This window comes from Nocardiopsis sp. iso_25 (assembly GCF_056173305.1).
In genome coordinates this window covers 3,043,049-3,068,369 of record NZ_CM149667.1, presented here as the reverse complement: position 1 = coordinate 3,068,369, position 25,321 = coordinate 3,043,049, and the positions used below count along the sequence as shown (strand labels likewise).

Sequence of the window (25,321 nt, the reverse complement as noted above, 5' to 3'; positions counted from 1 at the left end):
CGAAAGCGTTGTCAGCTCTGGGTGTCGGGGAATTCCCCCGCGTACACCCGGAACAGGCCTTGGTCGTTGAGTACGCCCTGGTAGGTGTGGACGTCGTCGATATCGCCGGTCCAGTGGTAGGTGTTCGAACCGCTGTGTTGGGCGCTACCGATCCGGAAGGGGCCGTCGGCGTGCCAGGAGTGGTCGACCGCCACACGGGACTCCTCGAAACCGTTGACGTAGAGCACCAGTTCACCGCTGGTGTGGTCGTGGACACCGGCCAGGTGGGTCCACTCCCCCAGCCGGGCGGCGGTAGTGGAGTAGGCGTAGGTCCATCCGGTCGAGCCTGAGGTGGGTTCGTCGTCGTGCGGGGCCATCTTGAACACCCAGGAGCTGTTCGAGCCCTGGTAGCCGAGGTGGAATCCGCTCTGGAACGCACCTGCCTGGCTCACCGCGGAGGTGTTGACCGCCGCACCGGTCTCGTCCAGACGCACCCATGCCGAGACGCTGAGGCTCCGGTCGGTGCGCAATACCGGTCCGGGTGCTTCGACGTACTCGTCGACGCCGTTGAGCCGTACTCCCGGCGAGGCGGTGAAGGAGTTCTCCGCCAGGTTCCACGCTGTGGCCGGGTCGGCGTTGAGGACGGCGTCGAGTCCGTGGTCGGTGGAGTCGGCCACCGCGGCGCCCTCGTACTCGTCGAGCATCCACCGGCCCTGGGCGGCGACCGGTTGGTTGGCCAGGCGCCATGTCTCGGAGGAGGTCTCGGTGTCGGAGACCGTCTCGTTCAGCACCAGCCGGTCCCAGACCTTCACGTCGTCGATCGCGCCGGGCCAGTAGTAGTTGCCGACGCCCTGGAAGAGGGCGCGTCCCATGGTCAGCGGTCCGGTGGCGTTCCACCCTCCGACGAGCGTGTCCGTGCCCTGCTTCACACCGTCGACGTACAGGGTCATCTCACCGGTCTGCTGGTCGTGGGTGCCCAGCAGGTGGGTCCACACCCCGACCTCGGCGGAGTCGGCGGAAGTCACCATGTCCCAGTTCCGGGAGCCGTTCCAGTACTCGTCCTCGGACGACATCTTGAACACCCACTGGCCGGTGTTGCCCTGGTAGCCCAGGTGGAAGGCGCTCTGCTGCTCGCCCTCCTGGGCGACGGCGGTGTGGTGGGCGTAGGCGCGGTCGAGCTTGACCCACGCCGAGACGGAGAAGGTCCCGGAGGTGTCCACGGCGGAGCCGTCAGCGGTGATCTCGTCGTAGGGGCCGGGATCTCCGTTGGTGTAGCCGCTGGTGTGGACGGCGGTGCCCTCCAGCCGGGGCGTGGGGTTGGTGTCGGGGTTGTCCACCGAGCCGACGCGTCCGCGGATCCAGTCCACCCCGCCGGAGAGGGTGGCGCCCTGGTCGGGATTGGCCGTGTCGGCGGCCCGGTTTCCCTGTCCTTCGTCGAAGGTGTAGTGGGCGACCGGGTCGCTGGGCGCGGCGACGAGGAAGGAGTAGGCGAGCACGCAGTCGGAGGAGTTGCCGAAGGCGTCCACCGTGCGCGCGTAGACCCAGTTGGGGCCCTCCAGGCGGGGGGTGAGGGTCACCGTCACCTCACCGCCCGGCTGTTCGGGTTCGGCCTCGGTGACGCAGGAGTCGTCGTTGAGGGCGTAGAAGTAGCTTTCGGCGTTCTCGATACCGTTGTTGGAGAGGGTGAACCGCCCGGGCAGGCCGGGGGAACCGTGGAACTCGTCCCCGGCGGGGTAGTCGGTGGAGGTGACCGCGGGGCCCTGGTCGGGGCGTGCGGTGCTGACCATCAGGTAGCAGTAGCCGGTCCATCCCGACCAGGAGGTGCCGTCGTGGGCGTTGGCCCGGTAGCCGATGAGCACGTCCTCGGGTAGTGCGCCGGAGCGCACCGACTGGTAGGAGCCCGAGGACCACACGGCCACGTTGGTCGAGGAGGTGTCCACCTCGCCGGTTCGCGTACCGTCCACCCACCAGGCGAAGCGGGTCTTGACCTTCTGGCGGTTGGCCGAGGTGGAGTCGCGGTCGCGCACGTAGGCGGTGAAGGTGGGCCTGGTCTCGTTGATCAGGCGCGGGTTGTCCGGGTCGGTGGCGCAGCTGCCGCCGTGGGAGTCCGAGACCTTGGTGGGGACCTCGGGCGGGTTGTTGTAGTCCACCTGCAGGGTCGGGTTGGAGTCGAAGCGGCGCCAGTCCCAGTTACTGGAGGACTTGCTCTCGTTGCCGCGCAGGCCCAGGGTGGTGGTCGTGTGGCCCGCGTCGCGGCTGTGCACGTACCCGTCGGTGGCGTCGAACTCCACTGTCGGCGAGGTGCCCCCGGGGCAGTTGGAGCGGCCGGCGTTGATGGTGCGGGTGTCGAGCCTGGTGTTCCAAAAAGCCGAGGTGTTCTGCCTGTTCCAGGTGGTGGAGGAGGAGATGGAGTCGGTGCGCCACAACTGGATCTGCGCGTTGGTGCACCCGTAGGCGTGGGTGACCCTGGGGCGGAAGGTGACCCGGGTGATGTCGGCGTTGCGGGTGCGCGAGTCGACGTTGAAGCGCCAGAACGCGCGCTTGGTGCTGCCGTCGCTCGGTTCGTAGCCCACGCCCGGGTCGTGGGAGGTGGAGTAGTTCCAGTACGACTGGCTCGGGTAGTTGGCGTCGACGTAGGTGCGCCCCACCCGGCTCACCGACAGCGAGGGGTCGATGTAGACCGGGTAGGCGGTCTCGGCGTCGTCGAGCATGGCGGCGTCGGGGACCAGGCGGATGCTGTCGGTGGTCAGGTCCACGCCCAGGAGTTCGGTGCGCGCGCCCATCGGGGCCATCAATGTGGGGTCCTCGCCGGTCTCCTCCGTGCCCGCGGAGTCCCACATCGCCGGAGCCACCGCGGTGAAGACGCTCTCCTGTCCCAGGTCGCCGATGGCTTCCAGGGTGCCGTTCTCGGCCAGGCGCATGGTCACACCGGTGGTGGCCAGTGCCATCTCCAGCTCGGCGAGGTCCTCGTGCTGGGCCGCCTCGGGGGTGTGCACCACCAGCACCTGTCCGAACCCGTCCACACCCGCGGTCAGCACCAGATCCACGTCCGGCAAGACGTCGGCGTAGGTGGCCTGGGGGCCATCGACAGTGGGTGCGGGCAGGTCCTCGTGCCAGCCCAGGTCGACGGAGTTCGAGCCGATGCCGATGCTGGCCAGGGCCTGGTCCCCGCCGCCGGAGAAGGCGATGTCGGCGCTGACCGCCTTGGGTCGGAGGCGACCGTCGGAGTCCACGGCCAGGTCGGTGTCCACGGGGGTCCAGCCGCCCTGGTTCCTGACCCGCACCGGGAAGGCGCTCTGCTCCATGGTGAAGCTGCCGTCGGGGTTGGCCAGGTGCCGGGTGGTCTCGGTGGTGGCGGCGGTGATCTCGACGGGTTCGCCGGTCTCCTGCGCCAGGACCAGGGCTTCCCGGTCGGTGGTCAGATCGGCGGTCGAGACGGAGGGGCCGGGCTCGGGCTCCTCGTCCGCGTAGGCGGGGGTGGACAGAGCAGGCATGAGGAGCAACGACGCCGTGAGGGCAGCGCCGAGTACTCGCGCATGGCGGGGCATGGCAGAGCTCTCTAACCCAGGTTGGGGGATCACCGCAGGGGTTCCGTGTCATGGGGGCACGGGTGGTGGTTGTCCTGGGACCGAACGGGAAGTTAGCAGCCCGAAGGAAACAACACGAGAGTGTCACACGTCACAACATGTGGAACACGAGTGCACGACATGCACATTCAGCCACAGATAGGGAACTCAGCACCATGTTGGCCGCATCCGGCCACTTCCCTCTCGTTTGGCTTGGAAAAAGCCTGTTCACAGGACTGCCCCCTTTCGTGCGCTCCAAAGGACCGCAGCTCAGCGCGGGCCCATGTCGTTCCCCGACGAACGCATCCCACTTATGAGGACGAAAGCAAAAACAGACCACCGGACCCCAGGCCATCGACGCCCAGCATGAGCGTCTTCCATGCGCCCTGACCCTCGTCGCCGCGAACGCGCAGGGACCCGTTGAACGCCTCGATACGCACCCGAAGCCGGACGGGGTCGGTCTCGGCCAGCCCCTTCAACCGCCACAGCACCCCGGTCCCGCTCCCCGCTTATGGAGGACCTCGCGAGGTGCCATCGGACGCCACCAGGGGCCGGTGTGTGCTCCGTTTGTGCTCCGCAGTTCCGGACTGGCACGACACCGGGCGACACCTCTTGACACGAAACGATGGCGGTGATCGGATGGATAAGGACGAAACGGCGCCCTGTGGCACGTAGAGGCACGAAAGGACCGGATTTCTAATCCGATGGCCACAGGTTCGAATCCTGCCGGGTGCGCCACAAAACCCCAGGTCAGACGGGGTGCGCGAGGATCTCCGAGGAGGTCCTCGGCGTCGTTGGGGCCCTGAAATCCTCCATGTGTGCTCCCCAGTACAAGGTCCAGTACAGGTGGGCGCCCACCTCGCGGAGCACTTTGCCGTCCCGTGACCATGGCGGCCCGCGCTGGAGTGACCCGCGTCCGCCCACCAGCGCCCCGCAGCCGCCCCAACCCGCCCGCGTGGGCACCCCAGGGCCTCGGACACGCCCGTCGCCCCATCGACCGCATATGGCTGCTCCAGCCGAAACCCCTCACCCCATGGGACCTTCCGCGCCACAACCTGATGGCATCAGCCCTGGACCCCGGGCTCCGGCAAAGTCGGGCAGCGGTGCGGGCGTGTCCGATCCGGTTGGATGGAAGTCCTTCACACCGCCATCCGTCCGAGGAACACGCCCGCGCATGCAGGTCGAACTGTTGGATCGGCGCAGGTGGCGGACCCGGCTGGAGTTGGCCAACGCGATCTTCGAGTACTTGGAGATCTTCCACAACCGGCAACGGCGGCATTCGGCGATCGGCTGGCTGACACCCGTAGAGTTCGAGAAAAGACTACCGAGCACCGTGGCCTGAGAATCCGAAAATACGGCTCCACCGAAGCCGGTACATGCCACCTCCATCTCACCCGGCACGAAACAACGGCCTGCGGCTGCCCTGAAGGCCGACCCGGGACGCCAGCATCGCCACGGCCCGCGTACCGGACGCGCGTCCCGCGACGGAGGGGTCGGCCCGGCGTGCGCCCGCCGCACCCCGTACACGCCGTTGGACGCGGTGTGGACCCGGAGGATGGTGTCGGTGAGCACCGCGTCCCGGACAAGGTCACGACTCAGCTCTCGGGTCCGGGTGAAACGTGCAACACCTCGTAACTGCTCGCCTCTCCGTCGACCGTCGGCTGATCGGCGCCCAGTTCGGCCAGCAGCAGGGTCCAGGTCGTGACATCGACTGCCGCCACCCTGTGCACGGTCGACGAACCGGCCGGGGAGAGGAAGCCGCCGGTAAGGTCCTGGACCACGTGGACGGGGGCGACGCCGGCAGGCAGCGGCCTCGTCGAGATCGACATCGACCGGGCTTCGTCAAGGCGGCGAGGGCCGCTGACGAGGCCGATGAGGGTCCAGTCCTGGATCGGGCGTCGCCCGAAATCACGCACGATCGCGGAGTATCCGGGCTCGCCCCAGCAGAACGCCCTCATCCCGTCGATGTCGTTCCATACGTAGAACGGGGCGTACTCGTTGACCGGCGCGCCGTTCGCCTTCTCCCGGATCAGGTACGCCTTGAAATCCAAGCCTGAGAAGCCGTCGAGCAGATGGCCGGTTCGAGCGACGCGATCGCGGATGATTCGCATGTCGTAGTCAGCTGGCAGCGGGACCGAATACTGCATGGCATACATCAGAGAGTTCCCTTCCCCATCATTGTCTGGTAGCCGTCGTAGGCAGCATCCGAGACGGGTGCGTTCCAGACCGCGGTGCCGCCGTCGGCCGCGGCTTCCCGCGTGGCGGCATGCGCCATCGGTCCCCATGCTCCGGACCCGCGCCAGTGGGTGCGGACGTCCGCTGCGGAGATGACCTCGTACGCGACCGGCCTCGAACCCTCGTCTGCGGAGCGCGCTACCTTCGCGCTAACGCGGCCCGTGAACGCCGCTTGGCCGGGGACGCTCACGCCGCGGCGCGTTCCAGCAGGCCCACAGCGCCTTCGACGGCCGCGTCGAAGCGCGAGGCGTCGCCGTGAGCTCTCGCGAGAACGTAACCGCCCTGCACGACCGCGGCGATGGTGCAGGCCAGAGCCGCCGGGTCGATGTCGTCGAGCAGCTCACCGTTCTCGATGCCTTGACGGACGACAGCGGCGACGGCGTCCACCAGCCAGTCCAGTGTCGTCGTCACAGGAGCCATCAACGGCGGGGACGCCAGAACGTCGGCATCGTAGGTCATCCGTCCCATCCGGCAACCGCGAAGGCTGTCCCGCTGGCGGCGCAGATAGCCCTCCAGCCTCTCCAGTGCGGTTCCCGGTCCGGACAGCAAGGCCTCAGCGTCGCGTCGCATGCGCCGGGCGCTCTCCTCAAGCGCCGCGACCGCCAGGTCCTCCTTGCCCTGGAAGTGGTGATACATACTGCCCTGGCCAGCCGAGGCCGCCTTCTGGATGTCCTTCGGGCTGGTCGCCGCGTAGCCGCGCGCCCACAACAGCTCCTGGGCCGCGGCTATCAAGCGCTCTCGAGTCTCCATGACCAAATTGTACCTATCAGTATGTACAGCCATCGACCGGAGGCCTCCCCGACCGGGGGGACACGGCCAGACCGACCGGGACGAGGCCGCGCCGCTGCGGCCGCCTCCCTGGCCGCGCCCGGGAACACCGTCTGGCAGGTCTCCCCGAAGCGGGAGGCCCCGAGAACGTCATCCTCCGTGAGACGTTCTACGCCGCAGGCTTTTTCAGTCCAGACGTGGTCTCCTCCCCACCCCGAGGTGTGTGGTCCGGGCGGTGAGAATCCTCGCCGTCCGGTTCCTCGCCGTCTTCACGTGACCTTCGGCGGCTGCTGCGCAGCCGCCGGATCGGATGCACTATCCCCGAGCGCAGCGATCAAAAGGCCTGGCGGCATCGGCGCGGCTCTTACGGTGGGCGCCCGCCCGCCTTCGATCGGCAGGTCTACAAGCGCCGCAACCTGGCCGAACGCTGCATCGGCCGTCTCAAGCACTACCGGGGGATAGCTACGCGTTTCGACAAGCTCGCCACGCATTACCGGGCCGGGGTCGTGCTGGTCAGCGCCCTGCTCTGGCTGGACCACGAACCAGAAAACAGAACCTAGCCGTTCCTTCTCAGGTTGATCGATCCGTTGTCGGTGGTGGCGGTGATCGCATGAGGGCTGCCGGGGGTGTCCGTCACGTCGGAGTCCACACTGCCGCTGTCCGTCGTGACGCTGACGTCGTACTCACCGTCGGGGACCTGCACGGTCAAGGCACCGTTCTCCGTCCTCGCGGTCACCTCGTCGGGGGCATCGGCAAAGGAGATCCGCACCTCCCCGTTCTCGGACTCGGCATCGACGCGGTCCGAAGCGAGGGCGGTGGCGCGTATCCGACCACTGGAGCTGGACATGCTCAAAGGTCCCGAGACCCCGTCGACCTCCACTCCTCCGTTGTCGGAGCTGATACGCAGCTCCGTGCTGAATCCGGCGGCCGTGATCTCACCGTTGGCGCCCTCGACCGTCAGGGCGACGCCCTCGGGGACGAGCACCTCGTAGCGGACCCGGCAACCACCGAGATCGATCACCGCGCAGTCGGTGTCCAGAACCAGGTCGTGGCCGTCGAACTCCCAGGATGTCTCCGATCGCCCGCCGAGGCCGATTCCCTCGGTGAACCACCGGGTGACCTGGAGCGCCTCGACGTCCGCGGGTCTCACGTCGAGGTCTCCGCTGTTCAGCAGGATCGTGACTTGGTCCTGGACCGGACCGAAGGTGCGTTCCTCCGGTTCCGTTCCGTCCAAGGAGGTGCAACCGGCCACGAGCGTGAGCACGAGGGGCACCGCTATGAGCAGGGCGGGCATACGCAAGGGGTTGAGGCACATGGTCTGGTGACGCCCGTGGCGTTCGGGGCTACGGAGTTCGGAGGCGGTGTTCGCGTCATCCATGGCACACCTCATCGGTCAGTCGGGGCGAGCGCCAGCAGCCCCGTGATCACGGCGGAAACAGCTTGTTCGACGGTGTCCTGGTCCACGGCCTCCGGATCGACGATGTGCTCCATCGACAGGCCGTTGCTCAGGCAGTGGAGGATCAGGCCGGCCAGCTCCGGCGCAACGGCCAGGGTGATGTCGTCCGCCTGCGCGATCTCGGCGATGGATCGGGCGGCCGCTTCTCGTTGGCTCCGGCGGAGCGGCGTGACGACCTCCTTCGTCCTGGCGTCGTGTGCGGCGAGTGCCGCGAACTCCAGGCCCAGCTGTCCCCTCTCGCTGTCCTCGGTGATGCGTCGCGCGACGATCCGTGCGGCCCGTCGGGGCATGGTGGCGGTATCGCCTCGGGTGTGGAACTCGTTCATCACCGCGGTGCGCTCGACGTCTGCCCCCTCTCTGAGGATGGAGCCGAAGAGTTCCTGCTTGCTTCCGAAGTTGGAGTAGATCGCCCCCTTGGTGAACCCCGCCTCGCGAGCGATGTCCTCCAGGCGGCTGTTCGCGTAACCGCGTTCTGCGAAGACCTTGGCTGCGGCGGCCAGCAGCCGTTGCCGTACCTCTTCGCGCGGTGTGCGGGGGATCGGCCCCTGCGGCCGTTCGTCCGTGTTTGCCATGGCGCGAACAGTAGCAAACTTTCAGTATTGAATACTTTCAGTACTGAAATGCGGGCACGTGTTCCCTGGTTTCTCCCTTAGGGAAGCGTCGTTCGGTGCACGTGGACGCCCGAGGCTCACCCGGCGCCGGGCCGGGTGAACCGGGCCAAGGCAATGGTCCTTCGTACAGCCCGGGGCGTCTCTGCCTCGCCGAACGCACCGGGCTGCCCCTCGTCCTCGTGCCGGGTTCGGCGGTTCCGCATGTGGTCGTGTCAGGGGAACACCCCGGGACTCCCCTGAGATTCAGGAGAGTTCACTGGCGGCGCAGGGAATCCGGCGCCCAGGGGACCTTTGATCCGATCGGTCACCGGACCCGGGCATGAGGAAACCCCAGGCCAGCCGGGGTGAACCCGTGCGCTGGCCTGGGGTCGGTGACGCCGTATGGCTCCTGGTGTGCTCGCCAGTTCGGCTACCCGACCGTCACCGGAGTCGGGCCTCGTAGCAGCGCGGCGGTGGCCTCGGCCGTCGCCTTGGCCACGTCCGGGAACACCGACTGGTAGGTGTCCTGGGTGAAGTGGGTGGTCGCGTGCCCCAACTCGGCTGAGACGACCTTCACGTCCGTCCCGGCGGCCAACGCCAGTGAGGCGGCGCCGTGGCGGAGCCCGTGCAACGTGATCGGCGGCAGCCCGGCGGCCCTGGCGATGCGTAGGAACCAGTCACTGACCTGCCCCGGATGCCACCCCGAACCATCCTGACGGGTGAAGGCCAGGCCGCTGTCCGTCCACGCCGCTCCGGCTTTGAGACGGGCTTCGTTCTGGAACCGCTTCCAGGCCCGCAGCACCTTGATGGTGTCGGTGTCCAGAGTGATGGTGCGCTGGCCTGCCGCGCTTTTCGGGGTGGAGGTGATCGTCTCCCACGCGAGTTGTACGACCTGGACGCGGATGTCGATCTACCCATCGGTCAACCTCGTGTTGGCCCAGGGCAGCCCGACCGCTTCTCCTCGGCGTAGGCCCTTGACCGCGATCAGGTGGAACATCGGATACAGCGACGGGTACTTCCTCGCGTGTATCAGGAAGGTGCGGGTCTGCTCCGGGGTCCACACCATCACCTCCCCCGGCACTGCCCCGTCCTTGGCCCATTGGCGCACCCGGTCCGGTGTCCACACCAAAGGACGCTTCCTCGGACACGACGGCAACCGTACGTGCGAGGCGATGTTCACCGACACGGGCAGGTCCGGGCGGCGCACCGCCTCCGACAACGCACTCCGGAGAGTCGCGCGGATGCGGTGCTTGGTGGACAGCGAGATCACCCGCCGTCCCCTGACCGAGGCCCGCACTTGGGGGTCGTCGGACTCGCGGCACTCCAGGATGTGAGCGTTGGTTTCCTCAATGAGATTGAACATGGTCTCGACGTGGCGGGCATGGAGCTTGTCCAGCCTGAGTTGGCCCAGGTGCGGGACGAGGTAGGTGCGGATGTGTCCGGCGTAGGAGGTCCGGGTTCCCGCGGCCAGATCGGGTTTGCTCTTCAACCACTCCCCCAGACATGCGGCGAGGGTGGGGGGTTCGGTGCGTACGTCCACTGCCATCGCGACCCGTTTACGTACCTCTTCCAGGTCGGGGAGCGGGCGGCGTTGCTTCAACGCCGCCTGGACCAGGTCAGCGATCTGCACTTCGACCGTGGGGCCCTTCTCCGCCAGGGCGATCAACGCCTTGACGTGCCCGAGCTCTTTACGGGCTTGTTCCTGGGAGGGCAGGCCGACGCGGCGGGCTTGGCGGCGCCCACCCTGACTGGTCGGGGGAAGCTCGTACTGGAACGCCCACGCCCCATGGGCCGGGTTCCAGCCCCCGGTCCGGCGTTTGAGCTGTGGGCACCTCACCCCCAGTGCCCTGCCGGTGTTCTCGTCGCGGCATCCGCACCGTTTGAACGTGGACCCCTCACGCGCGGCCATGCACAGCCTCACCTTCGTCTCGTTCCCTACGTACACCACACCCGCCAATCCTCGGCAATGAGCCGACTTCGACCGCCGTGTCCGGAGCACTCACACCCACACGACCCACCTCGCCACCACCTCTGAACTGCGCGGATACGGCGTACGGCCCCGCGTGTGGCGGGGTACCACGCATCCACGCTCGACCTCGTAGAGGTGGTCAAGCGGATTCAGCAGGAACGTCCTCCGATGGGTGCACACCCCCGCCCGCCCATCCGATACGCCCGACATAGCCCCGTTCCGGCCACCGCCCTGACCAGAGCCGTTCCAGGGATCAACGACGCGGGTTCCACCGAGCCCGCCACACGGCCCGTCCGCGCCGACCAGCCCGCCCAAGACGGTCCCCGAGTTACGGGCGGACGGGCCCGGGCAGGTCTTCACCTGGGACATCACCCGCCTCAAAGGACCTGGGCGGGGCGCGTACTTCCACGCCTACGTCATCATCGACATCTACTCGCGCTACGTGGCCGCGCACACCGTGGAGCGAGCCGAGTCCGGCAAGCGGGCCGCGGAGCTGATCGCGGATCTGGCCAAGGCCAGCAGCATCGCCCCGGCAGTGCTGCACGCTGACCGGGGTGCGGCGATGACCTCCAAGGAGGTCTCCCAACTGTTGTTGGACCTGGGCATCGAGCGCTCGCACTCTCGCCCCAAGCAGTCCAACGACAACCCATACTCAGAAGCGCAGTTCAAAACCCTCAAGTACACGTCGGACTACCCGGACCGGTTCGCTTCCCTGGCACACGCCCGCCAGTGGTTGGACGGGTTCATGGCCTACTACAACCACGAGCACCGCCATTCAGGGATCGGTTACCACACCCCGGCCTCGGTGCACTTCGGTACGGCCGCTCAGGTCCGCGACCAGCGGGCCGCCACCCTGGCCCAGGCCTATGCCGCCCGTCCGGAGCGGTTCTCGCGTCCACCGCGACCGCCCCAGGTTCCCGAGACCGTGTGGATCAACGATCCAGCCCACCGCCGGGACCACACGCCACAGAACGTTTGACCAGGTCACCGTCTCATTTGACTTGACAAGTTCCGCTCGGTGCGAATCTCGGTGATGCGCCAGCGCAGCATCGGCGCGATGTCGTCGGTGGGTGAGTCCACCCGGTTGGGCATCTGGGTACCGCCGAAGGTGACCTTGGGCAGGGTCTCGGTGCCGCCCACGTGGCCGGTGTGCTCGATGGAGTCCAGCCACAGGGTCGGGCCGGTGCCGTCGCCCGCCTCGGGGAAGGAGTGCTTCACCGCCCAATCTGGGAGTTGGCGTGTGCGAAACGGCCATGGCTCCGGTGGGCTCGTGGGCGTTCGCGCTGATCACGGCCGGGGTGGTCCTACTCGCCGCGGTCTGGATCACCACCTCCCACCGGCCGGGGAAACCGGAGAGGTGAGTGCCTCTCCACCGTGCGAGGGAAGATAGCTCACATCGGTGGAAGACCTCGCGAGGCGTTATCAGACACCGTCTGGGAAACGCCGATGTCGCCGCTCCGGGGTGCAGGTCGTGCAACAGCACCGACGGCAACCCACGCCCTGTTCACCGAGCGTGCGGCACCGTGGGAACGCTAGACCTCATACGGCGTGAAGTACGGGCGTTCCACCTGGTCAGCAATGGTGAACTCCTCGAAGGCGACGTCGGTCAGAACTCGGAAGAGACACTCCGAGGCGGACATCGGCAAACACCGCCAGGCGCCGACCTCCTCGCGCGCCACCACCGTCCAGTCCTCCGGCGGCACTTCGGCGTCAGCGGCCCAGTAGAACTCAACGGCCGTCACCGACATGGCCCAGGGGATCAGGCCCTGTCCCCCCGGACGGTAGAGACCGTACGGATCGAAGCCGTCCCGTGTGAACGGATGCTCTTCCAGTGTCCGCAACAACGACGCCAGCCGGCCCGTCACCTGCGAGTCGGCGGCCCCCGGCGCACCGTACACATGCACATAACCGCTGAACTCCCCCACTCCGAAACACCGGCAGAGCTCCTTGTAGTCGGCGGGAAGCGCCGTGCCAAGACGCGCCTCGATCACGCCCCACGCGATGTCGATATTCCTCGGACGCCACTCGATGGCGTCGGCGATCCGACTTGTCCACGACACCGCGACCCCCTGTTGTCCCGGCAGTTTCGGCACGTTGCCGATCCGAACCCTGTTCGCTTGTGAACATTACCGGTACGGAGAACACGGTGGCACGCACCGTTGCTTGTCTGCGCGGGCTTCGAAGGGGTTGCCATGCAACCTCAATCAGCGCTGACATCTCGCGAACCCGGATTCGAAAAAACCCGGACCTGAACCAGACCAGCAATCCAGAACCGGAAGTCCGCGTTGAAGCACAACACGAACGCGCAGACATATGCGGCGCTTCAGGACATGCCAACGGCTGCATGGAACAGCCGACCCAAAGCCCGTCCGCAAAGGGCGGGCCCCCTCGTTCCAAGGGCCGATCGCGCTGGTGTGGGACAACGAGCGTCGTCATGTCTGAGCGATGGCATGCCGGGCAACGGCTCGGCGGGAGCGGCTGACGGTGTTCCGGTTCCTGATTTGCGCTCGGGAGACGAATTCGGAGGAGGGTGCGGCCCGCCCGCATCAAGGTCCTGTTAATACAAAAGTAAACGAGGGGAAACAATCCCCAGTTGCGGTTGCACAATCCGAACGCCACACCAAATCTCCATCCTTCCAGTTGACAACTCCCTACGGCACAGTTACTGTCATCGCTTATGTCGAAATTCGCATCGTTGGTGCAGGGCCGACCCGGATACGGGCTCACAAGAGGACCTACGGCCCGAACCACGCCCGGCGGCCCGGCCGCCTCGCGACCCGACCGACACGACGAGCCCCGGAAACAGCTCGTGGGCAGGCACGGTGAGCCGCGGCCAGGAGCCCTCCGGGACATCCGACGGGTATCGCGACAAACGGTGACCGGAGCTTTCCGACATCAGTGCGTGCGCGCAGAGGCACACGTACTGTGCGGTGGCGCATCCAACGGCATCGGCTGCTAGTTCCGCCGGGACCGGGCGACATGGTCGCCAGTTCTCCCGCCCTTTCCATCGACCTTTCCGGCGTGCGTTCGTGCCCCCGGGCACGGTTCGCGCTCCTGCTCCACTATTCGTGAGGCTGTGTTCGCCATGCCCGAAAAACCGCACAAAGACAAAGAGCAGACGAGCCGCCACGGCAAAGAACCCGAGGACGAGAAAGGCAAAGGCCGGTCCTCGGGCTCGCCGGGCCGAAAGGGCCACACAGCGCTCGGAAGCCTGGACTACCAGCACCCCACGTACCCCCACGACACACACCCGGTCCTCGTTCCGGGCATCTCTATCGACGACCAGCGCCGCAGCTACCGGGTCGACTGGCTCGTCTTCGCGATCGCCGGCTCGCTGACGGTCGCCTTCGTCGTCTGGGGCATCTGGTCGCCGGGGAGTGTCGCCGGGGTCGCCGAGACGGCGTTCTACTGGTCGACCGACAACCTCGGCTGGATGTTCAACGTCGTGGCCATCGTCGTTCTCGTCGCCACGGTGGGCATAGCGTTCTCGCCCTACGGGAGGATTCCGCTGGGCAAGGACGGCGAGCGGCCCGAGTTCAGCACGTTCTCCTGGACGGCCATGCTGTTCGCGGCCGGGCTGGGTGTGGCGGTCCTGTTCTGGGGGCCCTCGGAGCCGCTGGGCTACTTCATCTCACCGCCCCCGCTGACCGACGAGCCGGAGTCGGTCGAGGCCCTGCACACGGCCCTGGCCCAGATGTACTACCACTGGGGCTTCCACGCGTGGGCCATCTACGCGCTGGTCGGCGGGGCCGTCGCCTACGCCGCGTACCGCCGCGGCCGTCCCCTGCTCATGTCCTCGATCTTCCGCGCCCTGTTCGGCCGACGGCTCACCGAGGGCTTCGCCGGAAAGCTCGTCGACATCTTCGCGATCATCGCCACGCTCTTCGGCACCGCCGCCGCCCTCGGTATCGCGGCGATGCAGATCGGTTCCGGTGTCAGCATCGTGTCGGGCGCCGGGGACCTCGCCAACAACACCCTGGTCGTCATCATCGCGGTCCTGACCGTCGGCTTCGTCGTCTCGGCCGTCTCGGGTGTCGCGAAGGGCATCCGGCTCCTGTCGAACGTGAACATCGTGCTCACGATCGGCATCGTCGCGGTCTTCCTCTTCCTCGGCCCCACACTGTTCCTGCTGAACCTGCTGCCCTCAGCGGTCATGGAGTACTTCGGCTCCCTGTTCGACATGATGGGCCGATCGCTCTCGTGGGGCCCCGAGACGCAGGAGTTCCAGTCCCTGTGGACCGTCTACTACTGGGCGTGGTGGATCTCCTGGTCGCCCTTCGTGGGCATCTTCCTCGCGCGCATCTCCCGCGGCCGCACCATCCGCCAGTTCACCCTCGGCACGATCATCATCCCGTCATCGCTGCTCTTCGTCGCCTACGGGGTGATGGGCGGCACCTCCATCTGGATGTACCGGGAGGGCGCCCCCGGTCTCACCGAGGGCATGCCCGCGCCCGAGGTGCTCTTCGCCCTCATCGACAACCTGCCGTACGTGGAGTGGCTGCCCTTCGTCGTGATCGTGGTGCTCGCGATCTTCTTCATCACCGCCGCGGACTCGGCGTCGGTGGTCATGGGCATGCTCACCACGCAGGGGGACCAGAACCCGCGCCTGTGGGTGGTCGTCTTCTGGGGCCTGGTCATGTCGGGGATCGCGATCGTGATGCTGCTTCTGGGCGATGCGACGGCGTTGACGGGCCTGCAGCAGCTGGTGATCGTCACGGCGGTGCCCTTCGCGCTCGTGCTGGTCCTCGCCGTCGTCGCGTGGTTCAGGGAACTGCGCACCGATCCCCTCACCCTGCGCATGCACTACATCGACACGGCGATGGACAACGCCGTGACCGAGGGAGTGGACCGCTACGGCGACGACTTCTCCCTGAAGGTCGTGGAATCACGGCCCGGGGACGGAGCCGGGGCGGGTATCGACTCCACCGACGAGAGCTACACGGAGTGGTACCAGCGCACCAACGAGGAGGGCGAACCGGTCGGCTTCGACTTCGGGACCGGGGAGTGGGCCGACGGCTACGATGCGGACACCGGTGAGACCTCGCCGACCACCTCGTAGGCCCGCGGCACCGACCCACGCAACGGTCACCCCGCGCGGTGGGCGCCCCGGTCCGGGGTGCCCACCGCCGGTCGCGTCAGGGGGCGGATTCGTCGGCGAGTCCCAGGTCGGTGCCGCCGGGCTCCTTGACGACGGAGACCGCCGCCAGGGAGATCAGGCACAGGACCATGATGTAGACGCCGATGGAGAGGGGGGTCCCCGTGCTCTGCTCCAGGGCCTCGGCGATGGTGGGGGCGAAGGCACCGCCCAGGATGGCGCCCAGGGCGTAGCCGATCGCCACACCGGAGTAGCGCACCGACGCGGGGAACATCTCCGCGTACAGGGCCGACATGGGCCCGTAGGACAGGCCCAGGCCGAAGGTCAGCACGACGATGGCGGTCGCGAAGAGCCAGATGTCGCGGGTCTCCATCAGGAGGAAGAGCGGGATCATCCACACGAACACGAAGGCGTAGCCGATCTGGAAGGTGCGGACCCGGCCGATGCGGTCCGACAGCACTCCTCCGTACAGGGTGAAGACCAGCCACCCCACCGCCCCCGCGACCGTGGCGAGCAGGACGGAGGGCCGGGACAGGCCCAGCGTTGTGGTGCCGTAGTTGATGAAGTAGGCGATGAGCAGGTATCCGGCCGCGTTGTTGGCCACGAAGACCAGCGCCGTGAGCACGACGTTCCTGGCGTTGCTCCGGAAGAGGTCGCGCAGCGGCGCCGAGGAGGTCTTGGTGCGCTGCTGCAGCTCCTGGAACACCGGGCTCTCCTCCACGGCGCGCCGCACGAGGTAGCCGGTGACGATCAGCGTCAGGGAGAGCAGGAACGGCACCCTCCACCCCCACGCCTGGAACTGCTCCGGGGTGGTCACCGACGTCAGGACCCACAGGACACCGGTCGCCAGGATGAGCCCGATCGGCACCCCGATCTGGGGAAAGGAGCCGTACAGCCCGCGGCGGTCGCGCGGCGCGTGCTCCACGGACAGCAGGGCGGCACCGCCCCATTCGCCTCCCGCGGAGAAGCCCTGGAGGACGCGCAGCAGGACGAGGACGACGGGCGCCGCCACGCCGATCTGCTCGTAGGTGGGGAGCAGGCCGATGAGCGTGGTGGCCGCACCCATGAGGAGCAGGGTCAGCACGAGCATGCGCTTGCGGCCCAGCCGGTCGCCGAAGCGGCCGGCGATGATCGCGCCGAGCGGCCGGAAGAGGAAGCTGATGCCGATGGTGGCCAGCGAGATGAGCACGGCCAGGCCGGGCGCCCGCTCGTTCACCGGGGCGAAGAACAGGGGGCCGAACACCAGGCCCGCGGCCTGCGCGTAGATGAAGAAGTCGTACCACTCGATGGTGGTCCCGGCGAGCGTTCCGGCGAGGACCCTGCGGTCCTCGCGGGTCATGGCCCGGGACGACGGCGACGCGTTCGTCACGAGGAACTCCGTTTCTCCTTGGGGGGTCTGGTGGCGCGGTCGAGCGCCACCAGGACTGATTCGTAGGGGTGTCCTGTGGCGTGCTGGAGGCCGATCTCGCAGGGGCGGTTGCCGCTCACGTAGGCGTCGGCCGTGGTCCCCGCGAGCTCGGCGGCCTCGCCGCGGGTGGCGCTCTCGGTCAGCTCGCGGCGCAGGAAGCCGCGGTCTCCGGCGAACCCGCAGCAGGTGGCGGTGACCGGCTGGACCACCTCCTCCGCGAGGGCGGCGGTGAGGGCGTGCAGGTCGTCGGCGGTGCCCAGGTGGCCGGCCGCGCAGGTCGGGTGCAGGACGGCGCGGTCCAGGCGGCGGGTGGGCGTGAGCCGGGGCAGCAGTTCGGTGCGCGCCCAGGTGAGGGCGTCGACCACGGTCAGGGAGGCGTGCCGGGCGCGGTTGCCGGTGTCCAGGACCACCGGGGCCTCGCGCAGGACGCCCAGGGTGCAGGAGGCGGAGTCGACCACGACGGGCAGCCTGCCTTCGTCGGACCACCGCCACAGTCGTTCCACCAGTTCGTTGGCGGTGTGCGCGTGTGCGGCGCGGTAGCCCTTGCTCTGCCACACGGTGCCGCAGCAGGTCCCGGCGACGTCGGGAGGTGTCCACAGGGTGCGGCCCGCGCGGTCGGCCAGGGCGGCCAGCGCGGCCGTCACCGTGGTGGGGTCGGCCGCTCCGGGGGGTGCTCCGAAGATCCGGTTGACACAGGAGGGGACGTACACCGCCTCGGTGCCGGCGGGCCGCTCGCGGGGGCCGCGCCGCGGGGCGGGGGCGGGCCCGGGCGTGGCGGCCAGCCACTCCGGTACCAGTTCCGCTCCCAGGATGCGTCGGACCAGGAGGCTGGCCGCCCGCACCGGCCGGTCGCCGACGACGTCCGCGCACGCCCGTGCCAGGCGCAGCAGCATCCTGGCCAGCCGTTCCGTCACCGCCCAGCGGCGGGCGAGGGCCAGCGCGCCCCGTTCGGCCGCGGCGCCGTGCCGTGCGTGGCGGAGGTCCTTCATCGCGTGTCCGGTGTCGATGCCCACGGGGCAGGCGGTGGCGCAGGACCCGTCGCCGGCGCACGTGTCGACGGCGGCGTAGCCGTACTCCTTCTCCAGTTCCGCGTCCGAACCGCCTCTGCGGGCGATCTCCCGTCGCAGGACGATGCGCTGGCGGGGGGTGGTGGTCAGGTCGCGGCTCGGGCAGACCGGTTCGCAGAAGCCGCATTCGATGCACCCGTCCAGCAGGGGCGCCACGGCGGGCAGGGTCTTGAGGTCGCGCAGGTGGGAGCGCGGGTCGTCGGTGAACAGCACGCCGTGGCCGAGGATGCCGTCGGGGTCGAGGGCGTCCTTGACCCGGCGCATCATCCCGGCCAGGCGGGGACCCCATTCGCGTTCGAGGAAGGGCGCCATGTTGCGTCCGCTGCCGTGCTCGCCTTTGAGGGAGCCGTCGAAGCGGTCCACCACGAGCGCGACGACCTCCTCCACGCAGCGCGCGTAGCGTTCGACGTCGGCCGGGTCCGCGGGGTCGAACACCAGGGTGAAGTGCAGGTTGCCCGCCGAGGCGTGTCCGGCGACCGAGGCGTCGAACCCGTGCGCGGCGAGGACGTCGCGCAACGCGACGGCGGCCTCGGCGATCCGCGCGGGGGGCACGCAGACGTCCTCGCCGAGCAGGACGGTGCCCGGCGGCCGGTTGGCGCCCAGTGCGGTGAGCAGCCCCTTGCGCACGGCCCAGAAGCCGTTGGACACGCGGCTGTCCCGGGTGAACTCCCCGCCCAGGGCCGCTCCGCGGACGGCTTCGCGCGCCTCGCGCTCGAAGCGGTCGAGGTCGGCCGGGTCCGAGGAGCGGAACTCGACCAGCAGTCCGGCGTCGTGCGCGCCGATCGCGTGCGTCCACTCGGGTGCTCCGGCGATCGAGCGCGTGGACCGCAGGGAGAGGTTGTCCAGCAGCTCCGCGGCGCGGGCGCCGAGGTCCATCAGGGCGGGGACGACGGCCGAGGCGGCGGCCAGGTCCGGGAAGCGGAGGAAGGCCGTGGTCTTCCACCTCGGGTTGGGGACGGTGCGGAAGGTGACCTCCTCCAGGAATCCGAGGGTTCCCTGGGAGCCGATGAGCAGCCCGCGCAGGATCCGCACCGGGGTGTCTCCGTCGAGGAGGGCGTCGAGCCGGTAACCGCTGGTGTTCTTGATGGCGAACTTGCTCCTGACCCTTGCGGCGAGGCGCGGATCGGCGCGGAGTTCGTCGCGGAGGCGCAGGAGCCGTGCGACGAGTTCGGGTTCGGCGCGGGCGAGTTCGGTGTCGGCGTCGGGGGCGGCGGTGTCCACCCGTGTGCCCGAGGGGAGCACGATGCGCAGGGACTCGACCGTGCGGTAGGAGTTGGCCCGCACCCCGCAGGTCATGCCGCTGGCGTTGTTGGCGACGACCCCGCCCACGGAGGCCGCCGCGCTGCTGGCCGGGTCGGGTCCGAGCATGCGCCCGTACGGGGCGAGCCGGGCGTTGGCCCTGCTCAGGATCACACCGGGTGCGCTCCTGAGGATCGCGCCCTTCTTCTCCACGCTCACGTGGTCGAAGTGGCGCCGCACGTCCAGCAGGATGTCGTCGCCCTGGGCCTGGCCGTTGAGGCTGGTTCCGGCGGCGCGCAGGACGACGCGCCTGCGGTTGCGGGAGGCGAAGCGGAAGACCTCGGCGACGTCGTCGCCGGTGCGGGCCAGCACCACGACGCGGGGCGTCTGCAGGTAGGGGCTGGCGTCGGAGGAGTAGCGGACCAGGTCGGTGGCCGAGGTCAGCACGTTCTCGGCGCCGACCGCCGCGGCGAGGTCGTCGGTGCCGTCGTGGTCCGCCCGGTCGTTCAGCGGCACGCGCTCACCACCGCCGCCGCGGGGGCCGGGGGTCCGGGGGTGGTCGGCCCCGTGTCTGGACACCTGGGGTCCGGACTCCGGTTCGACGTGGCGGGGTGTCACGGTGTTCCTCCTGGGGGGTTGCCGGACGGACAAATCCCGAGTAGGACAACAGTGGGCGAAAGCCGCATGGCAAACAATGTCGAGGCCGACCCTCATTTCCCTTCCGGGGTGTCGGCCCGCACACCGGGCAGGGGCGTGACGATGGCCACCATGGCGCTGGGAGACCTCACCGACATGCTGCGGCCCGAAGTGGTCAGGCTCGCGGTGGGCGACGCCGCTCTCGCGGTGGGCGGGGTGGAACTCCTGGACGGCAGGTCGCTCGACGCCGTTCCCCCGAAGTGCCTCCTCCTCGCCCTCGGACTGGACCTCTCCTCGCCGGAGGCCGTCGTCCGGGCGCTGCGCCTGGCGGCCCAGGCGGCCGGGGCCCTGGCCGTCAGGTGCGCGGGAGCCCTGCCCCCACCGGTCGTGGAGTCCGCCCGGGCGGAGGGGGCCACCGTTGTGGCGGTCAGCCCGGACATCCCGTGGAGCCGCCTCTACGGTCTGGCCTCCACCCTGATCGCGACCCAGCCGACCGGCGGGGATCCCGCCCACGACCCGGGCGGCGGCGACCTGTTCTCCTTCGCCAACTCGGTCGCCGCGGTCTGCGGCGGCGCCGTGGCGATCATGGACACCGAGCAGAGGATCGTCGCCTACTCCAACCTGCCCGACCAGCCGATCGACGAGACCAGGCGGGTGGGCATCCTGTCCCGCCGGGTCCCGGACCACGCGCTCCCCCACCACCTGAGCGGCGACCTGTGGCGCAGCGACTCCGTGGAGTTGATCCGGCGCGAGGGTTATCTGCCCCGGCTCGCCGTGGTGGTCCGGGCCGGCGACGCGGTCCTGGGGTCGCTGTGGGCGGTCTTCCCGGACGAGGGCGCGATCGTGGACTGCGAGCAGGTGCTGGCCACCTCCGCCAAGCTCGCCGCGCTGCACCTGCTCGCCATCCGCCGGCGCCTGGACGCCGAACAGGAGGGACGCAACGCCGCCCTCCAGACGGCGTTGCGGGCGCCGGGCCACGCCGACGGCGCGCTCCACCTGCCGGGGAGCCTGGTCTGCGTCGCCGAGACGCGGGGCCCGGACCGCGGCCCCGACCACCAGGCGAACCTGATGCGCGCCATCGGCCTGCTCGAACTGGACGCCCGTTCCCTGGGCCACGAACCGGCCGTCGCCCTGGTCAAGGACCACCTGTACGTGCTGCTCACGACCGCGCCGGGCCGTTCGGTGACCGTCCCCACCCTGGCCGACCACTTCCACCAGCGGGCCACCCGCCTGCTGCGCACCGGCCTGCTGCTCGTTCGCAGCGAACGCGTCCGGGACCCGCGGGAGCTGCGCCAGGCCCGCGACGACCTGGAACGCGCCGTCAGCCACCTGCGTGACTCGGGCGCGCGGCCCGGGAGCTACGCGGCGCGGGAACTGCACGGCGAGATCGTGCGGCAGCGGCTGTTCGAGGCCGTCCGGGCCGATCCGATGCTGCGGACGGGGTTCGGCGGTCTGGTCGTCGCGCACGACGGCGAGCACGGAACCGACTACCGGCGGACCCTCCTCTCCTACCTGAGGAACTTCGGGGACGTCAGGGCCGTGGGTTCCGAGCTGACGCTTCACGAGAACACGGTGCGCAAGCGGGTCCGGCGTTCCCAGGAACTGTTCGGTTTCGCCCTCGCGAATCCGACGCACCGGTTGCTGCTCGAACTGGAACTCGGTGCGGGAACACCGGACGCCGTCTCCTAGGAGGCTCGCCCGACCGGCTCCCGCGGCCCCATGGCCGAGGGGCCGAACACTGCCGCCGCCCGCCGGTCCCGGTTCGTGCGGGGTGCGCTAACCGGACGGGCGGGGCGGGGCCGGAGCCCGGTCCGGAGGTGTCGCTCCGCGTCAACCGCCGCCGTCGGTCCGCGACGGGGCGTCCGGCCGCGCGTACACCCCGGCCGGGCCGACCACCAGGTGCGTGTGGCCCTCCGGAGCGGTTTCGACGGCCTCCTCGACGTGGACGAGGAACAGTCGCAGTGCGCCGTCCTCGGCCGTGGCGTCCGGGAACAGTTCACCGACTCCCTCCATGGACCGCAGGCACTCCCCCAGCATCGGCGGGTCCACGTGCAGCAGGTACGGCGGGTCCAGGTCACGGCCCCGCCACCGGCGCAGCAGGACCCCCGACCGGTCGGGGAACCCGTCGGCGGAGCCGTCGTCCGCGTCGAGTGCGCGCACGAGCTCGTCGAACAGGAGTGTGTCGTCCATGAGACCTCCCACCTGCGCCGCAGGTCCTGACGGCGTTCCCGGCACCGCCCACGGGGCGGCGACTGCTCCATCAACGCGCGGGGCACGAACGTCGGCTTTCCCTCACTGCTTTCGCGACACACGCCGACGATGACTTCTCCCACCCCGTCCGGTCTACCCATGACGGGCCGCAGGCAAGGCATCGTCGTGAAGTCTGCGACGTGTCCTGCTCAGCACCGCTACGGGCCTCATCCGGGTCTTGAGAGAACAGAAGCAGGAGGACCATGAGCAAGGTGGTCGTCGACATCTCCGTGTCCCTCGACGGGTACGTCACCGGACCGGACGCCAACCCCGCACAGGGACTCGGCCGCGACGGGCAGCCCATCCAGGGATGGGTCACGTCTGCTGAGCGTTCCCCCCAGGACGCCGCCATTCTCCGGGAAGGCTTCCGTGCCACCGGGGCGGTGATCATGGGGCGCAGGACCTTCGACTTCGTCGACGGCGCCCACGGGTGGCAGGGCGATCGCGGATACGGCTACGAGCAGGACCAGTCCCAGGCTCCGCCCGGCTTCGTCGTCACCCATCGGGCTCCGCGCCGAAGACGCCACACCGTCGGCTTCACCTTCGTGACCGACGGCGTCGCTTCCGCCGTCTACCAGGCGACGAAAGCTGCTGGGGGCGGGGAGGTCGTCATCATGGGAGGAGCTGACGTCGCTGGGCAGGCGTTGGCCATGGGGATGGTCCACGAACTCCGTGTCCACCTGTCACCCGTCCTCATGGGAGCGGGCACGCGACTGTTCGACCATGTCACGGAGCAGATCCCGCTCACACAGCAGGACGCTGTCGTCACGCCCTACGCGACGCATCTGACGTACCGCGTCGACCGCGCTTGAAGCACACGGACCGTCACCACGTGGCAGACCGGGACCTGCGGGGCCGCGGTATCCCGTTACGCCGCGACGGCCGGGGCGGCGGTTCGGACGTTGCGCGCACCGTTGAACAGGAACGATCTTGGGCATGTGTCCGATGGCGGTTCCTGGGGTCGCTCGGGTGAAGCGGTGCGTCGGCTGCTCCGGGAGGGAGGACGTGTGGGACGGATCCCCGTGGTGTTCCTGCTGGTCGGCTTGACCGGATCGGGAAAGACCACCTACGCGCGGACCGTGCTGGAGCCGCGCGGTGTGGTGCGGTTGTCGGTGGACGAGGAGGTCCACCGGCGGCACGGCCGGTACGGGGTGGACTATCCGGAGTGGGAGTACTTCGAGCGCCAGGCCCCGGTGGTGGAGTGGGTGCGCGAGCGTCTGGTCTCGCTGGTGTCCGAGGGCCGTGACGTGGTGGTGGACCACGGTCTGTGGCGGCGTGCTGAGCGGGCCGGGTGGAAGAAGCTGGTGGAGTCGGCGGGGGCGCGGTGGAGGTTGCTGTACTTCCCCGTGGGACACGAGGAGTTGCTGCGGCGGTTGTCGGAGCGCAACCGCCGCCGGGACGCCAACGCGTTGACGGTCACGCCGGAGGCGCTGGCGGACTTCGTGGCCAGGTTCGACCCGCCGGAGGGTGAGGGCGAGGAGGTCATCGCTCCGGGGTCGTTTCCGCGTGGGCCGGCCGCCACCGGGTGAGGATCCGGTGGGCTTCGCCCCGCCAGCCGGGCGGGGTCCTGGGGCGCGGTGGAGGGCCGACGGGTCCGAGGCCTCTCCGCACCGAATGCCGCGGCGCCGGAAACCGCGAAGCCGTTCGGGGCCGTGCCCGTACAGGGCGGGTCGGACGGGGCGGCGGAAACCGGGCGGATACGCTGCTGGGCGGGGAGGGCCGCGGTTCTCGCGGCGATGGGCTCCCCGCTCTCTCGCGGCGCGCGTCCGCGATCCAGGAAACAGTGAGGTGGACGGCGATGGACAAGCCGCGTGGGAAGGACTCGTTCTCGTTGCTGTACAGGACGGGGTTCCGTATCAACTACGCGCTCCTGCACGTCATGGGCCCGGCGTCCCTGACCCCCGAGACCGATCCGCAGCACCGCGCGAAGAGGGAGTACGAGCGCCGGCGTGAACTCCACCGGGCGTGGAAGGCGCAACAGCGGTCCCGGTAGCACGACCGTGCGGAAGGTGTTCTCCGCCGCCGAGCCCCCGCGACCCGCAGGGGGCGGGGCCGGGCGCCCGGCCGCCGTACCCGCCCCGCACACATGAGGAGACAGCATGTTCACCGGCCTGAGCGCCTTTCCGCTGACCCCGTTGGACGACGACCGCTTCGACGAGCGGGCCTACGCGGGGCTGGTCACCCGCCTGGCGGAGGCGGGCGTGGACTCCATCGGCGCGCTGGGTTCGACCGGCTCCTACGCCTACCTGGACCGGGAGGAGCGCCGCCGCGCGGCCCGGACGGCGGTACAGCACGCGGACGGCACACCGGTGGTCGTCGGTATCGGCGCGCTGCGCACCTCCCACGTGCAGGCGCTGGCCCAGGACGCCCAGCAGGCCGGTGCGTCCGCCGTGCTGCTGGCCCCGGTGAGCTATCAGCCGCTCACCGAGGAGGACGTGTTCGCGCTCTACGAGACCGTCGCCGCCGAGCTGTCGGTGCCCCTGGTGGTCTACGACAACCCCGGCACGACGCGCTTCACCTTCTCGACCGGACTGTACGCGCGCGTCGCCGCCCTGCCCGCCGTGGCCGCGATCAAGATCCCGCCGGTGCCCGCGGACCCGGCGGCCGCCCGCGAACGTGTGGCGGCGGTCCGCGCGGCCGTCCCCGACCACGTGACCATCGGGATCTCCGGTGACGGCGTCGCCGCGACGGGGCTCAACGCGGGCTGCCGGGCCTGGTTCTCCGTGGTGGGCGGAACCCTGCCCGCCGCCGCTCTGCCCCTGGTCCGCGCCGCGCTGGGCGGTGACGCCGAGGGGGCGGCGGCGGAGTCGGAACGGCTGCGTCCGCTGTGGGAGTTGTTCGCCTCCCACGGCAGCCTGCGCGTGATCGCCGCGATCGCCGAACACCTGGGGCTGGTGGCCCCCAACTGCCTGCCCCGCCCGATCCTGGGACTGCCCGCCGCCGAGCGGGAGCGGGTGGCCCGTGTGGTCGAGCAGCTGGGCCTGGTCTGAACGGCGCCTGCGGGGACGTCTGCCAGCGCCCCGCAGCCAGCGGTCCACGCCGCGACACGGGAAATACGGTTGC

At 69.4% G+C, this 25,321-nt stretch carries 18 protein-coding genes and 2 pseudogenes; 9 read left to right on the top strand and 11 right to left on the bottom strand.

The annotated features are described in order from the left end of the window. Window positions 1-11: 11 nt before the first annotated feature. Entirely contained in the window at window positions 12-3,473 is a 3,462-nt protein-coding gene (locus AC0VX6_RS13250; RefSeq protein WP_475468941.1) for a LamG-like jellyroll fold domain-containing protein, read from the bottom strand. Window positions 3,474-4,719: 1,246 nt separating this feature from the next. Between AC0VX6_RS13250 and AC0VX6_RS13245 the strand changes: the two genes are divergently transcribed. Then, window positions 4,720-4,887, top strand: coding sequence for an IS3 family transposase (locus AC0VX6_RS13245; protein WP_274977820.1), 168 nt, complete (start codon window positions 4,720-4,722; stop codon window positions 4,885-4,887). Between the two features lie 253 nt (window positions 4,888-5,140). Here the strand turns inward: AC0VX6_RS13245 and AC0VX6_RS13240 are convergent, their stop codons facing one another. The 5 genes and pseudogenes from AC0VX6_RS13240 to AC0VX6_RS13220 form a co-directional block, all read right to left on the bottom strand. Then, window positions 5,141-5,701 carry a DUF4865 family protein gene (locus AC0VX6_RS13240; RefSeq protein WP_475468939.1) on the bottom strand — a complete coding sequence of 187 codons (561 nt, stop codon included), beginning with the start codon at window positions 5,699-5,701 and terminating at the stop codon, window positions 5,141-5,143. 265 nt (window positions 5,702-5,966) lie between these two features. Then, window positions 5,967-6,530 (bottom strand): TetR/AcrR family transcriptional regulator, encoded by a 564-nt coding sequence (locus tag AC0VX6_RS13235; RefSeq protein ID WP_274977818.1) that lies wholly within the window; start codon window positions 6,528-6,530, stop codon window positions 5,967-5,969. 574 nt (window positions 6,531-7,104) lie between these two features. Next, the gene (locus AC0VX6_RS13230; RefSeq protein ID WP_274977817.1) at window positions 7,105-7,926 is read right to left on the bottom strand and encodes a DUF4097 family beta strand repeat-containing protein; all 822 of its coding nucleotides are present in this window, start codon (window positions 7,924-7,926) and stop codon (window positions 7,105-7,107) included. A gap of 8 nt (window positions 7,927-7,934) precedes the next feature. Further along, window positions 7,935-8,576 (bottom strand): TetR/AcrR family transcriptional regulator, encoded by a 642-nt coding sequence (locus AC0VX6_RS13225; RefSeq protein WP_274977816.1) that lies wholly within the window; start codon window positions 8,574-8,576, stop codon window positions 7,935-7,937. 448 nt (window positions 8,577-9,024) lie between these two features. Beyond that, window positions 9,025-10,503 (bottom strand): annotated as a pseudogene (locus tag AC0VX6_RS13220) (tyrosine-type recombinase/integrase). 412 nt (window positions 10,504-10,915) lie between these two features. On the opposite strand from AC0VX6_RS13220, the pseudogene AC0VX6_RS13215 reads away from it, so the two are divergent. Then, a pseudogene (locus tag AC0VX6_RS13215) lies at window positions 10,916-11,542 on the top strand (transposase); the annotation flags it as partial. A gap of 5 nt (window positions 11,543-11,547) precedes the next feature. Here the strand turns inward: AC0VX6_RS13215 and AC0VX6_RS13210 are convergent. Further along, entirely contained in the window at window positions 11,548-11,781 is a 234-nt protein-coding gene (locus AC0VX6_RS13210) for a hypothetical protein (RefSeq protein ID WP_475468937.1), read from the bottom strand. 20 nt (window positions 11,782-11,801) lie between these two features. Here AC0VX6_RS13210 and AC0VX6_RS13205 point away from each other — a divergent pair, with 20 nt between their 5' ends. Next, complete coding sequence (locus AC0VX6_RS13205; RefSeq protein WP_475468935.1) at window positions 11,802-11,924, top strand: hypothetical protein; 123 nt, start codon at window positions 11,802-11,804, stop codon at window positions 11,922-11,924. A 171-nt stretch (window positions 11,925-12,095) separates the two neighbouring features. Here the strand turns inward: AC0VX6_RS13205 and AC0VX6_RS13200 are convergent, their stop codons facing one another. Next, window positions 12,096-12,656: an SMI1/KNR4 family protein gene (locus AC0VX6_RS13200; RefSeq protein WP_475468934.1), complete on the bottom strand. Its 561-nt coding sequence runs from the start codon at window positions 12,654-12,656 to the stop codon at window positions 12,096-12,098. A 992-nt stretch (window positions 12,657-13,648) separates the two neighbouring features. Between AC0VX6_RS13200 and AC0VX6_RS13195 the strand changes: the two genes are divergently transcribed. Beyond that, window positions 13,649-15,622, top strand: coding sequence for a BCCT family transporter (locus AC0VX6_RS13195; protein ID WP_475468932.1), 1,974 nt, complete (start codon window positions 13,649-13,651; stop codon window positions 15,620-15,622). A gap of 76 nt (window positions 15,623-15,698) precedes the next feature. Here the strand turns inward: AC0VX6_RS13195 and AC0VX6_RS13190 are convergent, their stop codons facing one another. Both AC0VX6_RS13190 and AC0VX6_RS13185 read right to left on the bottom strand, forming a co-directional pair. Next, complete coding sequence (locus AC0VX6_RS13190) at window positions 15,699-16,997, bottom strand: MFS transporter (RefSeq protein WP_475469331.1); 1,299 nt, start codon at window positions 16,995-16,997, stop codon at window positions 15,699-15,701. 26 nt (window positions 16,998-17,023) lie between these two features. Then, complete coding sequence (locus tag AC0VX6_RS13185) at window positions 17,024-19,990, bottom strand: FAD-binding and (Fe-S)-binding domain-containing protein (RefSeq protein ID WP_475468930.1); 2,967 nt, start codon at window positions 19,988-19,990, stop codon at window positions 17,024-17,026. A 150-nt stretch (window positions 19,991-20,140) separates the two neighbouring features. On the opposite strand from AC0VX6_RS13185, the gene AC0VX6_RS13180 reads away from it, so the two are divergent. Further along, complete coding sequence (locus AC0VX6_RS13180) at window positions 20,141-21,697, top strand: helix-turn-helix domain-containing protein (protein ID WP_475483720.1); 1,557 nt, start codon at window positions 20,141-20,143, stop codon at window positions 21,695-21,697. A 141-nt stretch (window positions 21,698-21,838) separates the two neighbouring features. Here the strand turns inward: AC0VX6_RS13180 and AC0VX6_RS13175 are convergent, their stop codons facing one another. After that, complete coding sequence (locus AC0VX6_RS13175; protein WP_475468927.1) at window positions 21,839-22,198, bottom strand: hypothetical protein; 360 nt, start codon at window positions 22,196-22,198, stop codon at window positions 21,839-21,841. A gap of 263 nt (window positions 22,199-22,461) precedes the next feature. Between AC0VX6_RS13175 and AC0VX6_RS13170 the strand changes: the two genes are divergently transcribed. The 4 genes from AC0VX6_RS13170 to AC0VX6_RS13155 all read left to right on the top strand — a co-directional run bounded on the left by AC0VX6_RS13170 (window position 22,462) and on the right by AC0VX6_RS13155 (window position 25,248). Then, a complete protein-coding gene (locus AC0VX6_RS13170; RefSeq protein ID WP_475468925.1) occupies window positions 22,462-23,070 on the top strand; it encodes a dihydrofolate reductase family protein in 609 nt (202 codons plus the stop codon). Between the two features lie 195 nt (window positions 23,071-23,265). After that, the gene (locus AC0VX6_RS13165) at window positions 23,266-23,787 is read left to right on the top strand and encodes an ATP-binding protein (RefSeq protein WP_475468923.1); all 522 of its coding nucleotides are present in this window, start codon (window positions 23,266-23,268) and stop codon (window positions 23,785-23,787) included. A 269-nt stretch (window positions 23,788-24,056) separates the two neighbouring features. Next, window positions 24,057-24,251: a hypothetical protein gene (locus AC0VX6_RS13160; protein ID WP_013152937.1), complete on the top strand. Its 195-nt coding sequence runs from the start codon at window positions 24,057-24,059 to the stop codon at window positions 24,249-24,251. A 106-nt stretch (window positions 24,252-24,357) separates the two neighbouring features. Then, window positions 24,358-25,248: a dihydrodipicolinate synthase family protein gene (locus tag AC0VX6_RS13155; RefSeq protein ID WP_475468921.1), complete on the top strand. Its 891-nt coding sequence runs from the start codon at window positions 24,358-24,360 to the stop codon at window positions 25,246-25,248. The last annotated feature ends 73 nt before the right edge of the window (window positions 25,249-25,321 follow it).